This window comes from Arthrobacter sp. TJ-240, assembly GCF_058269195.1.
On sequence record NZ_JBZCNG010000003.1, the window covers coordinates 413331 to 426819 of the forward strand.

13 protein-coding genes are annotated in these 13489 nt (G+C 66.6%); 9 read left to right on the forward strand and 4 right to left on the reverse strand.

The window, feature by feature from the left end; all coding sequences use genetic code 11:
• The first annotated feature begins 160 nt into the window (after window positions 1–160).
• On the forward strand, window positions 161–1192 hold the full coding sequence (locus tag AC4D2C_RS10160) for a DUF695 domain-containing protein (protein WP_490914559.1): 1032 nt from the start codon (window positions 161–163) through the stop codon (window positions 1190–1192).
• Between the two features lie 302 nt (window positions 1193–1494).
• Here AC4D2C_RS10160 and AC4D2C_RS10165 read toward each other — a convergent pair whose 3' ends face one another.
• On the reverse strand, window positions 1495–2634 hold the full coding sequence (locus AC4D2C_RS10165; RefSeq protein ID WP_490914561.1) for an EAL domain-containing protein: 1140 nt from the start codon (window positions 2632–2634) through the stop codon (window positions 1495–1497).
• A 26-nt stretch (window positions 2635–2660) separates the two neighbouring features.
• On the reverse strand, window positions 2661–2837 hold the full coding sequence (locus tag AC4D2C_RS10170; protein WP_490906741.1) for a DUF1059 domain-containing protein: 177 nt from the start codon (window positions 2835–2837) through the stop codon (window positions 2661–2663).
• Window positions 2838–3191: 354 nt separating this feature from the next.
• On the opposite strand from AC4D2C_RS10170, the gene AC4D2C_RS10175 reads away from it, so the two are divergent.
• Window positions 3192–3587 carry an iron chaperone gene (locus AC4D2C_RS10175; protein ID WP_490914563.1) on the forward strand — a complete coding sequence of 132 codons (396 nt, stop codon included), beginning with the start codon at window positions 3192–3194 and terminating at the stop codon, window positions 3585–3587.
• A 197-nt stretch (window positions 3588–3784) separates the two neighbouring features.
• Here AC4D2C_RS10175 and AC4D2C_RS10180 read toward each other — a convergent pair whose 3' ends face one another.
• Both AC4D2C_RS10180 and AC4D2C_RS10185 read right to left on the reverse strand, forming a co-directional pair.
• On the reverse strand, window positions 3785–5272 hold the full coding sequence (locus tag AC4D2C_RS10180) for a glutamine synthetase beta-grasp domain-containing protein (protein ID WP_490914565.1): 1488 nt from the start codon (window positions 5270–5272) through the stop codon (window positions 3785–3787).
• 349 nt (window positions 5273–5621) lie between these two features.
• On the reverse strand, window positions 5622–5846 hold the full coding sequence (locus tag AC4D2C_RS10185) for a DUF6480 family protein (RefSeq protein WP_490914567.1): 225 nt from the start codon (window positions 5844–5846) through the stop codon (window positions 5622–5624).
• Window positions 5847–6240: 394 nt separating this feature from the next.
• Between AC4D2C_RS10185 and AC4D2C_RS10190 the strand changes: the two genes are divergently transcribed.
• From AC4D2C_RS10190 to AC4D2C_RS10220, 7 genes are all read left to right on the forward strand, one after another.
• The gene (locus tag AC4D2C_RS10190) at window positions 6241–6699 is read left to right on the forward strand and encodes a hypothetical protein (RefSeq protein WP_490914568.1); all 459 of its coding nucleotides are present in this window, start codon (window positions 6241–6243) and stop codon (window positions 6697–6699) included.
• Window positions 6699–8375 carry a sensor histidine kinase gene (locus AC4D2C_RS10195; protein ID WP_490914570.1) on the forward strand — a complete coding sequence of 559 codons (1677 nt, stop codon included), beginning with the start codon at window positions 6699–6701 and terminating at the stop codon, window positions 8373–8375. The genes AC4D2C_RS10190 and AC4D2C_RS10195 overlap by 1 nt, the downstream gene beginning before the upstream one ends.
• Complete coding sequence (locus tag AC4D2C_RS10200) at window positions 8372–9031, forward strand: response regulator transcription factor (RefSeq protein WP_490914572.1); 660 nt, start codon at window positions 8372–8374, stop codon at window positions 9029–9031. Before AC4D2C_RS10195 ends, AC4D2C_RS10200 begins: the two co-directional genes overlap by 4 nt.
• On the forward strand, window positions 9028–10563 hold the full coding sequence (locus AC4D2C_RS10205; RefSeq protein WP_490914574.1) for an SLC13 family permease: 1536 nt from the start codon (window positions 9028–9030) through the stop codon (window positions 10561–10563). The genes AC4D2C_RS10200 and AC4D2C_RS10205 overlap by 4 nt, the downstream gene beginning before the upstream one ends.
• Before the next feature lie 41 nt (window positions 10564–10604).
• The gene (locus tag AC4D2C_RS10210) at window positions 10605–11822 is read left to right on the forward strand and encodes a glycerate kinase family protein (protein ID WP_490914576.1); all 1218 of its coding nucleotides are present in this window, start codon (window positions 10605–10607) and stop codon (window positions 11820–11822) included.
• Window positions 11823–12056: 234 nt separating this feature from the next.
• Complete coding sequence (locus tag AC4D2C_RS10215; protein WP_490914578.1) at window positions 12057–12740, forward strand: DUF2306 domain-containing protein; 684 nt, start codon at window positions 12057–12059, stop codon at window positions 12738–12740.
• Between the two features lie 229 nt (window positions 12741–12969).
• Window positions 12970–13389 (forward strand): hypothetical protein, encoded by a 420-nt coding sequence (locus tag AC4D2C_RS10220; RefSeq protein WP_490914579.1) that lies wholly within the window; start codon window positions 12970–12972, stop codon window positions 13387–13389.
• Window positions 13390–13489 lie beyond the last annotated feature (100 nt).

A 13489-nucleotide genomic window follows, 5' to 3' on the forward strand; every position in this document is an offset into this window, starting at 1 on the left:
AGCCGCCACCCGCGTGCCGCCGGAAGACGGGCGACACCGGCGGCGGACAGTTCCTCCGGCCCGGGCGCCGCTTCCCCGCCGCAGGCGTGACGCGGGTAGATTCTCTGGGGTCACAGCAACCGGACCGTCCCGGACGCGCACACCAGGGGAAGCAGGGACCATGGGACTCTTCAGCCGCCGGGTACGGCCCGGTCGGGCGCGCGGCAGGGACCCCATCGTCGCGTTCTGGCAGTGGTGGGCAGAGGACGGCGAGGAGCTGCTGACCACCGCCACCCGGGCCGGTGACTTCGGGGCCTACGTGGATGTGATGACCCGCAGGGTGCAGGCGATCGCCCGGGGCCTCGAATGGGAGACACGGACGGGCACCGACGCCGAGCACGCGCTCTGCGTCTCCAGCGGCGGCGACGCGGCGCTGCGTCCGGTGGCCGAGCGCTGGTACCGGGCGTCACCGCCGTCGAGCAGACGGTGGGAGTTCATCCCCGCCCGCAGCGCCCGCCCGGACATGCTCGACTCGACGATCACCTACCGCGGGAGGACGTTCGACCTGAGCCGCACCCGCGTGCACGCGGCGCTGACGCGCAAGGGTGACGGCTTCATCGTCTCCGTGTACAACCCCGGGTTCACGGGCCAGTGGGACGACGAGCACGGCCTGTGTGTCCTGCTGCTCGAGTGGCTGCTCGGCGAGGACGACGTGGAACGCTGGGTGCGCCGCGTGGACTGCATCGTGAACGACGTCGTCGACAGCATCCCGGCGGCGGACCTGCCCGCCCGGGTGGCCGGACTGGCGCAGACCCTGCCCGCTCCCGGCTGGCTCCTGATGCAGGGGACGCTCGGGGCCGGCGACCCGATCCTGGTGCGGGTCCTGCGTCCGCTGCGCTGGATCGACCATCCGCGGTTCGACCTCCACACGGCGCTGCGCGTCCCGTTCGACGCCGACGAGCAGGGCCTCCCCCTGCCGGCGGCCCTCGACGCCCTGCACGACCTCGAGGACTCCCTCGTGCGCGCCCTCGGTCACCGCGGGATGGTCGTCGTGGCCGAGACCTCGAAGGGCGTCAGGACGTTACATGTCTACTCGGACTCGGAGGACCAGAACGGCCGGGACGTCCTCGACGCCGCCGCGCGGGAGCGGCGCGGAGTGTCCGTCCGGCACGCGCTCGACCCTGGGTGGAGGAAGGTGCAGGATTTCGCGTGAGCTGACCCCGGAGGTCACGGGTCCACATCCTGTCCCCGCCAACTGACGAGTTCCCTTGGGATGATCATCTGACGGCCGCCGCTCAAGCACTCAGGAGCGCCATCGTTCGGGAAGGACCGGAGGCGGTCGAGAGCATCAAGCCCGCCACCGCTCGGCAGAGCCATCCACCGGTCCTGCCGGTCACATGACTTCACCTTGCAGCTGTCGCCGCACCCGCTATGAGCAGGACGGGGAATTGGTGCTCCCCGGAACTGGCCGGCGTGGAGGGCAGGACCGACCGTCGGACCTCGACTGTCCCGGTGTCATTGTCCGGCCGAGCTGAGGGTGGCGGCGATGAGGCGGTCCAGGGGGGGGATGCCTGTATATCGGCCGGCGTTATCGACGATCATCAGCGGGTCGTACCGCTGCCGGTCGTCGCGCGTGAGAGCGCGATGCAGGGCTTCCGTGAGCGGTGTGTCGAGGTTCAGGCGGATACCTGCGCTGACAACTCCGAGGTCGGCGTGCTGAGCGTCCAGGATGCAGAGGGGTCGCTGGTGATCATCGATGACGACCACGCGGCGCAGGTTCGGCTGGACGGCGAACAGGTCCGCGGCCGCCCGGGTGCTGGGCGCGCTGGGACAAGTCTCCAGGACGCTACGCAGTGTCTCCCCGCCGGTGTCGCGGGACCGCGCAACCATGCGGTGGGCCAGATCCAGGTCGAGTTCAGACCATGCGGTGTCCGGGCGTCCCAGTAAGTAGCCCTGCACGAGCGGCACTTTCAGGGCGATGAGCGCGTCGAGCTCCTCGACGCGCTCGATCCCCTCGGCGAGGATCCACGCGTCGATGCGACCGGCGAACACCCCGATCATCTCCACCAGGGCACGTTTCGCGGGGTCCTCGTCGATGTCCCGCACCAGTTCGCGGTCCAGCTTGATCAGGGCCGGCCGCACAGCCAGTAGATGGTTCAGGCCCGCATACCCGGCGCCGGCGTCATCGATGGCGATCATCGCTCCGGCGCTGCGCAGACGATGCAAGGCCGGCTCGAGTTCGACGTAGGAGTCGATGGGCGTCTGCTCGGTCAGCTCAACGATGATTCCGCCCAGATCGCCTTGATCCGCCCATACTGCCTGCACCTCCTCGGTCAGCAGCAGGGCGGGTGAGACATTCACTGTCAGGAAGCAGTTGACAGGCAGCGCCGGACGCCGGGCCAGAGCACTGCGCAGAGTGGCAGCCTCGAACGCAGCGGACAGGCCGAGTCCGCGGGCCGCGGCGAACCACGCCTCCGGATCGGATTGCTCATACCCGGGGAATCGCGCCAACGCTTCGTACCCGACGATGCTGCCCCGGGCAGTATCGAGGATCGGCTGGTACGCCGTCGTCGTGCCGTGCCCCTGACACGCCGCCAGGACCATCGCGCGGGTCACCGGCCCGGGCGGGGTGGCGGGAGCTGCCTCAGCTGCCATCTCGTCCTACCCAGATCGCTGTGGTGTCACCCGACCGGGATGATGGAGGACCGGACCTGCGCGATGACATCATCCGGCAGGACGTGAAGGTTGTGCGCCGACGCAGCATGCGCTGCGACCTGTGACAGAACCTCATCGTCCGAACTGCACACCCATCGCGCGTCGCATCCGGGTACTACGTCACCGCACGCAAAAGACTTCATCTCATTCTCCGTCCATGTCCTGCTTCTTCCCTGAAGCAACCTTCCTGAATATACGGACCGCGCCCTCCGATCGAGAACAGAATCAGCCAGTTCCTGGGAAGACAAAGCCTTTCATGCGCTGATCCTTCGTTGACTTCGTTGACTTCGTTGACGCGTTCTCGTTTCACCTTCTACGCCCGGATCTCGTCGGCCAGGGCGAGCGTGTTCGACGTCGACGCACCGAGACGATCGAGGGTCGTGACGGCGGATGGCGCGGGCTCAAGTGTGCCCGATGAGCATCGGATGCTCGAGGAAATGTAGGTTGATCGGCCGTAGGTCCGTATACGGGCGCGACTGTCATCGAACCGAGGATTCATGTCATCGAGTGACGACGCCTCGCTGCTGGATCATGATGGGATGACGATTACCGACCACGATGCCTACATCGCCTTGGCTCCGGAACAGTTCCGACCCCTGCTGGCAAGGTTGCGTGCACAATTGGCGCATATCCTTCCGGACGCGGAGGAAGTCATCGAATACAACATGCCAGGGTTCCGGACAGGGGGATCAATCGTCGCCAGTTATGCCGCCTTCAGCAAGCAGTGCGGCCTCTACCTCTCCCCGGGTGCCATCACCGCCCACGCCGAGGACATCACCGCCGCCGGGCTGAAGGCCACCAAAACCGGCATCACATTTCCTGTGAACAATCCCCCGCCGGACGACCTCGTAGAACGGCTCGTACTCACCTCGCGGAAGAACCTCGGGCTGTAAACCGGGGCGGCGTTGCCACAGACACTGCATCGCTCGAACATCATCCCCGCGGACATGCGAACCGACGGTGTTCGTAGGGCTCAGCACCTATTCGCGGTGCAGCTTTCACTGCAGGGCGCCCGCTATTTTCGCTGCCGGCAGGTCGCCGAGGTTCCGATGATCGCCCGCCGTTCCAACGACCCGAGAGCCAACCGTATTCAGCCGACGTGCCAGTGGCGGCGGATGAGCTCGTCACGAGCAGCGTCGTCGTTGGCGGGGTCTCCGCTCATTGTGGTGTCGTCTGCATCGTCGGTGTCGCGCAAGCCCACGAGCAGGGCGTCGATCAGCGTCCGGGGGAAGACGCCGTCGGCCTCGAACATGTCGCGCTCGGCCTCGAGGGCGTCGGCTGACTCCGCGCGCGAGGCAGGCAGTTGCTCGAAGTCGTCGTGATTGTCGGTGCTGAGCCGCTCAGCCAGCTCCAGGCTCCCGGGATCACTCAGCCCGCGCTTGGCCGCGACGGCCATACCGGCCAGGAGCAGGTGCACGTCAGCCGAGCCATCACCAAGGCGGAACTCGACGGTCTGAGGGTCCGTGGCAGGTTCGGGTATGGGCTCGGTGCTGCCAGGATTGGCGTGAGCAACCATGCCGGCCAGGACGCCGCCGCCCCAGGCCAGTGGGACCCGGACCAGACCGGTGCGGTCCTTCATACCCCAGCAAATGCCCTCGGGTGACTCGTCCCCGCCAGTGAACCGCAGGTAGGACGTGGGAACCGTGTTGCCGAACGCGGTCAACGCCCTGGCCGCCGAGAGGTAGCCCGCGATCAGCTGGCGTCCGGTGTCGTTGATTCCTTTCTCACCGACGATGGTACTGTCGCCGCCACGCACCAGGCGGCTATGGATGTGCAGGCCATTGCCTGCACCCTTACCGCCTACCAGAGGGGCGAAGGTCGCCTCCAGGCCGTGGGCGTAAGCGACCTCGCGGACCACCCACTTCGCCAGGACGAGGTTGTCGGCTGCCTGCTCCAAGGGCACAGGTTGGAGTTCGATCTCGTGCTGGACCAACTGCCGGTCGTCCTCGAGGATATTGCCGACCTCCCCATGGGCGTACTTCAACGCCACCCCCATGGCACAGAGGTACCCCAGCACCTGCTCCCGAACCCGCTCACCTTTCGAGAACGGACCCGACTCCTGATAGCCGCGCTCCTCCTCGACGGGGTAGATCCGCTCGGGCTCATCGACAAGGTAGTACTCCAGCTCACCGAACGCTTCCAACGTCATGCCGGTCTCCTCGGTCAGCACCTCGGCAGCGCGGCGCACGATCTGCTCACGCGCGTAGGACAGCGGCTTCCCGGACTCGTCGTAGAAGGAACACAACACGTCGAGCGAGTCCCGCTCACCGAAAGTGTTGAGGAAAGCGGTGCGGTGACGCGGAACGATGTAGACATCGCTGGCACTGGTATCCGTGCCGGCAAAGACACTCGAGCCGTCCACCCGTTCGCCCCGCGACAGCACCTCAACGAGGTGGTCCCGCGAATTGATGGGGAAAGCCACGGTCTTCAGACGCCCATCACCGCCGACATAACGCAGGTTCACCTGACGCAGCCCCAGCTGTTCGATCGCCTGCACAAGGTCATCGCAGGTGAACTCCGCCGAGGGCTTGCCGAGCAGGCGGACAATCGGATGAGGTTCAAGCGCGTCGATAGTCATACTCCCTTCTACCAGCCAACCGCTCAGCCGCGCTGCTTCAGACCAGGGACCTGAAGCAGCATCCGCACCAGGAATCTGTTGACGGTCAGGTATAGGCGATCGAGGTGGCTGCGGACCTTGTGCAGGGGACTTGTCTCGGTCTAGCTGTTCTCGGGACGTACGGGGCTGTCTTCTACCTCTTCCAGGACGGGCGAGTCTGAATCGAGGACGTCTTCTGTGCTCGATCCGGACTCGCCCGCTGGATTCGATGCGTCTTCACCATGAGCCGGCCGGTGCTCGGGTCTTCTCCCCTGCGCGGTCGGCTTGTCGTCGGGTGATGTGGAAGTAGTCGGGTGTGCAGCAGGTTCCTTCATGAGGCGTTCTCCCTATCTGTGAGGTGAGGGCTCGTCGTTTTCTCCGTGGCCCTGTTGCCACGTTGTACTTGCTTCAGCTGGTGGTGTTTCACCCGGGGCACTCCTCCGCCGGGCTCGAGTCCTGTGATGTTGTCCTCGTCTGGATCTGGATTTCCTGCGCTCACGCTACCCTCCACGTCGTCGTCGGCCGTCACCCGCGTTACCTGCTCAGTATTCAGCACGCTTGCTGTCCAGGGTCGTGCCCCTACCTGCCTTGACGGCGGGTCGTTCCGACAAGCGTCCAGACGAAACGTTCAGGCACATGGCATAGCGGCGTGGAGTAGGACGCGAGGCGCATGGGTGAGTGCGGGATAAGCAGAAGAGCATGAGGCCTGCTGTTCCCCTGGTCGGAGCGCCGGCGCGGACCTGGGGAAGCCCGAACCCGGGGAGACCAGCTCGCCGTGCTGGGGTGGCGCTGTGCGGGACCTAGATGAAGGAATTCTCATCTGCGCTTCATGGAGGTATCACGGGAGTGCGCAACAGTAGGTGGTAGATACGAAACGCCTGCTGTGGATGATCCTCCGCATCAGGAGCGCCGCCAGCAATCATCCCGCGCAGAATGACTCAGGAGTTCCGATGTCCCTCATCCCCCGCGTGCTCGCTGCAGGAGGGCTGCTCGCCGTTCCGGCCCTCCTAGCAGTCGGAAGCCAGGCCCTGAGCCGACCCGCGGAAGTGCCGCCGGTGGAACCGCAGACAGTGGTCGTGGATCTCGCGCCTACGGCCGAGGCTGGAACCGGGGTGGAGGACGGCGCGGACACGGGGACCCCTGGGTCCCGCCCTTCGTCGAACCAGCCGGCAACGCCGCCGTCTCCTCCTGCTCCTGCGTCGAGCCAGCCCGCCGTGCCGGGTCTCCCTCCTACACCCGCAGTTCCGGTCACTCCCGTGGACCAGGGAACTCCCGGTCTGGTGGAACGGCAGGTCATCGGCGACGACGGTGATGACGGGCCAGACGACGGGCCAGACGACGGCGACGGCGACGACGGCGACGACGGCGTGGAGGTCGGCGATGACGCAGGCACGGTCGGAGAGGACTGATGGCACCCGCACCGAGTGGGTCCAGCCCTACCTCTCCCCCGACGACGGGTCAGTCCTCGCCCGGACGGATCACCAAACCCCTCGGTGGATCGTCGGTGTCCGCGCGCTGGCGCATCGTGGGGTGGATCGTCCTCACCACGGCCCTCGCCCTGATCGCCCTGCTCGTCACCGTCCGCTCCCTCCTGATCGCCGGCGTGGACCGGGACTCGAACGACGACGTGGTGCAGGAGGTCCAGGAGTTCACCACATTCGCCGGCGAGGCTGTGGATCCGTTGACCGCGCGGCCGTACACCTCGGTCAGCGAACTGCTCGAACGATACCTGTCGCGCCAGAACGCATCGACAGGCGAGGTGATCCTCGGTATCACCGGCGACGAAGTTCTGTACCTCGGCTCGTCCGGACGCGGTAGCAATGAGGACTACCGGTTATCCACGGACACGGCCCTGCTGCGCGAGATCCGTGAGGACCCGGCGGCCTCAGGTGTCCGGGAGACCGCAGCAGGCATGATGCGCTGGGGCAAGGTGGAAGTGGAAGCAGGTGCCCAGAGCGGGACTCTCGTCATCGCTGCCTTCACAGGTGGCGGGTACGAGCAGGTTCAGGAGACCGTCACCGTGATCTTCTTCGTGGCGCTCGGTGGGCTGCTCTTCACGGCCGGCATTGCCTGGCTTGCGGCCGGGCAGATCCTGCGGCCGATCAGGGACGTGCGGCGTGTGGCTACCGAGATCACCGAATCCGATCTCACCGCACGTGTGCCGGTCCAGGGGCGCGACGACGTCGCAGCCCTCGCCTCCACCTTCAACGACATGCTGGACCGGCTCGAGCACGCCTACGTGACGCAGCGGACCTTCATCGACGACGCCAGCCACGAGCTCCGGACACCGATCACCGTGATCCGTGGACACCTGGAGCTCATCGATGACGATCCGGCGAGCCGCGCCGCGACTCTGGCCCTCGTCGACGGCGAACTCTCGCGCATGGCTCGGATCGTGTCCGACCTCCTGCTGCTGGTGAAAGCCGAACGTCCGGACTTCGTCCAGCGGGCACCGGTGGACGTCGCGGTCCTGATGCTCGACCTCGAAGCGAAGATGCAGGCACTGGGTGATCGGCGATGGCTGCTCATGGAGGTCGCGGAGGGTGTCGTCGCCCTCGATGGCCAGCGCATCACTCAGGCGGTGCTTCAACTCGGGGCCAACGCCGTGCAATACACCCCCGAGGATTCCGACGTCAGGATCGGCTCCGCCTTCGAAGGCACCGGCCCGGAACGGCAACTCCGTATCTGGGTCGAGGACAGTGGGCCCGGTGTCACGGAAACGGAAGCCGCCGTGATCTTCGAACGGTTCGAGCACGGGTCGGCCAACTCACTGCCCGCCGACAGGCGCAGCGTCAGCCAGCGCGGCGGCGCCGGTCTCGGTCTGGCGATCGTCCGGGCGATCGCCGACGGCCACAACGGCTCGGCATGGGTCCGCAGCGAACCGGGTCGCGGCGCGACATTCGGACTGCTCCTGCCCGCACCGGAGAACGCCGCCGTCCGGCCCGCGGTGGAGCCGCCGTCCCGTCCGCTCGAGCCACTCACAGGGCGAGCAGCCGGTGACGGCGCACCCGGTCACGCCGGTTCGACGCCCATCACCGCCTCGCTACCCGTCATCGGCAGCACCACATCACAAGGAGCACCATGAGCCGCATCCTGGTCGCGGAGGACGATCCCCACGTCGCGTCCTTCGTGCAGAAGGGCCTGCGGGCCGCCGGTTACTCGACCGAGCACGCCGCCGATGGGGAGACCGCACTTCTCCTCGCACGAGCGGCCGGCTTCGACCTCATCGTCCTCGACATCGGCCTGCCACTGCTGGACGGCTTCGAGGTCCTCGCCCAGATCAGGGGCGAAGGAGTGTCTACACCGGTGATCGTCCTGACGGCGAGGGACAGCGCCCTGGACACGGTGGCCGGGCTGGAAGGTGGTGCGAACGACTACGTCACCAAGCCTTTCCACGTCGCCGAACTCGTCGCCCGGATCCGCCTTCGCCTGGCCGATCGCGTTCCGGCCACGAGCGGCACTGTGATCGGGCACGGCGGCCTGTCCCTCGACCTCCACTCCCGGCGCGCGCGCATCGGCGACGAGGCCGTCGAGCTCACGGCCCGCGAATTCGCGATCCTCGAGGTGTTCCTGCGCAATCCCGACCGGGTCATCTCGCGGGAACAATTGCTGAACCACGTGTGGGGTTACAACTTCGATCCCGGGTCGAACGTGGTCGATGTCTACGTGCGGGCTCTTCGCGGCAAGATCGGCGCCGCGCGCATCGAGACCATCAGGGGAGCGGGGTACCGGCTGCCATGAGCGTGATCGAACACCTCACCGCACCTCCACCGCGCCCATCCGGGACAGCCGGTGTCGCGCCTCAGCTCACCGCCGACGCCAAGAATGCTGCCCGCCGCACCGTCGTCGTCCGGGCGGCGGCCGCCGGCATCGGCCTCGCGGTCGCCGCGGGCGTGGTTCTCGCCGCCCAGCAACCCGACACGGGGCTGTCCCCCCAGGGTGCGGTGACAATGATGGTCTTCGTCCTCGCGGTGTGGTTCTGGATCTTCACCGCGATCGATGACACCTACGTCGCACTGGGGGCGGCGACCATCCTGGTCCTCACCGGGACGATGGACACCGCTTCCCTCTTCTCGACCTTGGGCGAGGAGACCATATGGCTTCTCCTGGCCGCTTTCGTGATCGCGGCAGGGGTACAGGCTTCCGGGCTCGCCAACCGCGGAGCGGCCTTCATCATCACGGGCGCGACGACGCCACGGCAGCTCGCGCACCTGGCCACCCTCGCCCTCGTGGTCACCACTTTCGCGGTTCCCTCCACGTCCGGCCGCGCCGCCCTGGCACTGCCGGTCTTCCTCGCCCTGCGGCACGCCCTGGCGGAGCGCAAGGCCCTGATCAAAACCCTGGCGATCCTCTTCCCATCGGTCATCCTGCTCTCGGCGGTCGGGTCGTTCCTCGGAGCCGGAGCACACCTGATCACGAGCCAGATCCTCGAGACGGCAACGGGGAAGAGCTTCGACTTCGCCATCTGGCTCCTCCTCGGTCTTCCGCTTGCACTGGTCGCATCCCATGTCTGCGCGGAGATCGTGCTGCGCATGTTCACCTCGGCCGCTGACCGCTCCGAGCGACTGGGCATCAGCGCGACAGACCTCGAGGAGCATTCGGCCACCCCCGTCACAGGTCCCCTGACCGTCGCCGAATCACGGGCCGCCCTCCTGCTGGGCGCCGTCGTCGTCCTGTGGTGCACCGAGCCACTGCACGGGCTGGACCCCGCCCTCGTGGCACTGATCGGTGCTCTCATCGCAGCGTCGCCGAGCTACGGCTCAGTGCAGCTGGCCAAAGGGCTCAAGTCGGTGCCATGGTCATTGCTGCTCTTCATGGCCGCGACACTCGCCCTGGGGAACGCCCTGATATCCACCGGTGCAGCCGAGTGGCTGGCGAGCGGAGTCCTGGAGCCCATCCGGTCGCTGGGAGCGGCCGCGGCGCCCCTCTTCGTGATCCTCGTGGTGCTGCTGTCCACCTTCGCCCATCTGGTCATTCAAAGCAGGTCGGCCCGCTCGGCCGTCCTGATCCCCATCGTGATCGCCCTCTCCCCCGCCGTAGGCGTGGAGCCGATGGCTGCGGCGTTCGCCTCGACAGCCGCCGCAGGTTTCTGCCATACCCTGACGAGCTCGGCGAAGCCGGTGGCGATGTTCGCCGCAGTGGACGGAATCGAGACCTACACGGCCAAGGACCTCCTTCGCCTGTCCACGCTCCTGGCTCCCGTCAACGTAGCCCTCGTGCTGCTCTTCAGCTTCCTGGTCTGGCCGTTCCTGGGCCTGCCCCTTCTCCCCTGACCACCCGCTCTGCATATCCACCCCACTCAAGGAGAACCATCATGGCAGTCCCCCAGCGCGTGCTCATCGCTCCGAGCGGCTTCAAGGAATCCCTCAGTGCCGAGACGGTGGCCCGCTCGATCGCCGCCGGTGTGCGGCGTGTCCTGCCGGGCGTGCAGATCACGGCCGTGCCCATCGCGGACGGTGGCGAGGGCACCGCGGCGACCATCGCCGCCGCGACCGGCGGAGTGCTGGTGCCGGTGAACGTCACCGGCCCGGTGGGCGCGCCGGTGGAGTCCCACTTCGCCCGGCTCGGCGGGAGTGCCTCCGGCACGGCCGTGGTCGAGATGGCTGCCGCGGCCGGGCTCCGGCTCGTTCCACGCAAGCTCCGCGACCCGGGAGCGACCACCACCTACGGGGTGGGTGAACTGATTCGTGCAGCCCTCGACGAAGGCATCCGCACCATCGTCATCGGGTGCGGCGACTCCGGAACGAGTGACGGCGGCGCCGGCGCGCTGCAGGCCCTGGGCGCCCGGGTCCTCGACGGCGAGGGACGTGTCCTCCCGTTCGGCGGCTCCGCGCTCATCGACGCCGAACGGCTCGACCTGTCCGGCCTCCACCCCGCCGTGCGGGAGGCCACCCTGATCGTGGCCTGCAACCAGCACAACGTGCTGTGCGGCAAGAAGGGTGTTGCACGGGTCTTCGGTCCACAGAAGGGAGCTCCTCCGCACCAGGTGGAGGAGCTCGCCAAAGCCATGCGGCAGTGGGCGCGGGTGCTCGAGCGGGATGGCCTGCAGGCCGGATTCGACTACCGCTCCGGTCCGGGCACGGGGGCCTCGGGAGGACTCGGTGCAGGTCTCGCCGCCCTGGGAGCGAAGTTGGTACCGCGCTTCGATGCGCTCATCGACAGTGGACTCGCGGGGCTCGATCTCGACGCGCTGATGCGGGGAGCGGACCTCGTGATCACCGCAGAAGGCGCGATCGACTTCCAGACCCCGAACGGCAAGGTGCCGGCCGTGATCGCCCGTCGAGCGCAACTGGCCGGCGTCCCCGTCCTGGCACTCGCAGGATCCCTGGGTAAGGGAGCACCGGAAGTTCATGACATCGGCATCGACGCCATCGCCTCCATCATGACCCTCCCCATGAATCTCGAGGATGCCGTGGCAAACGGCGAGCAGCTCCTGATCGAAGCAACGGAGCGCACCATGCGTCTACTACTGCTGGGCGCGGCAGTATCCTCATCCATCGACGCACGGCACCTCGAGCTACGGGCTTCCTGACGCGATACTGACCATGACTGCCAATACCTGCGGCCAGAGCGACGAGTCCTCCATACGCACGTACGCTGACCCATCGGCCTACGGAGCCTGCCGCAGCTGTGGTCGACTCGATGACAGCCAGGGCGCTCGGACCCGCCAAGTATCAGGGCCCCCTCGACCGCTTCGTGGTGCACGAATCGCCGGTCCGCAGCATCGGGCATTGACCGCGAAGTTACGCTGTGTCAAGCTCCGCTGGTGACGGAGAACGTGACGATCGGGCGCCCCAAGCTCGTACGTAGTGCCGCGGTGTCGATGGGCGCGCTGGTGACCATCGTGCTGATCTTCGCGGCGATCCGGGTGACCGTCGACTGGCCCCACCTCCTCGCGGGCAGCACGCCCGAGGACGAATTCGCCAGGCGATACGTCGCCCACCCGTGGCTCGCCTACCTCCATATAGCGCCGGGCGTCGTCTATCTCCTAGGGGCGCCGTTGCAGCTGTCGCAGCGATTCCGCACCCGGCACTATTCCATACACCGGCGGCTCGGACGTGTACTCATCACCTGTGCGCTTGTCGGCGGACTGTTCGCGCTCCTCTTCGGTGTGCCCCACGCTTGGGGAGGCGCACCCGAGGCTGCCGCGACGATCGTGTTCGGCTGCTGGTTCCTGGCCTGCCTCGTGCTCGCATTTCAGGCAATCCGGCGTACTGACGTACGCCAGCACCGACGCTGGATGATCCGCGCGTTCGCCGTCGGCATTGGCATCGGCACCATCAGGATCTGGGTAGGAATCTTCGAGGGTGCCGAGCAAATGATTTCCGGTGGAACGACTCCTGCCACACCAAATACGACGATGTTCGGCGTCGCGTTCTGGCTGGCCTTCACGATGCACGTAGCCGTGGGCGAATGGTGGTTGCGCCGCACTCCCGCCTTGACCGGGTAGCTACGTGGTCATGTCCAGGTAAGCGACCGAGAGAAGCAGCCGGCTCATCCACGGCTGATTCGTCATCGATGACTCAACCGTGGCCTACGCCTGGTAAGTGGAAGTGTCCGTTGATCGATCCCGGTGCGTCCTGGTGCTGTTGCACTTCCGGTCACGCATCACATGCGCCTGTTCCCGTTGGTAGCGTCAGCACCGGGTAATGCTTCGGCGGCTATCGAGGGGGACGATCATGCACTCCAAGCAGGCAGCAGTCCTGGTTTCGACGCTGATCTTGATCAGCGGATGCAGTAGTGCAGAATATGGCATCGCGGCCCTGGACCGGGAGGCAACCGCTCAGGACCGGCTACCGAACGTCGTCGTTGATGACAGCGTGAATGTCGACTCGGTCAGGAAGGTCGCGGAGCAGAATCAGGTCGCCTACTTCATAGGGGCGATGAACGACGAGCAGGGCTACTGCGCATACGCGGTCGATAACGATGACAACAACTTCATTGGAGGTTGTGGCAGCGGCAGTGGTCAGCTAGTCACCGTCTCGCCAGGTGGAGGCTCGAATCTGCGCCAGATGACGCTGGTAATGGACTCGTACGACAGCGAAGACTTGAAGCGCGACAACTGGACTGAGGTCCATACCAACATCCTCATCCGGTAGAGCCGGACCGGACTGTACGCCGAAGCGCCGGACGTCATCGGTGAGCGGTCAACTTACCTTGACCGTCAACCGAGTTCGAGGTTTCCATCCGAGGCGCGGC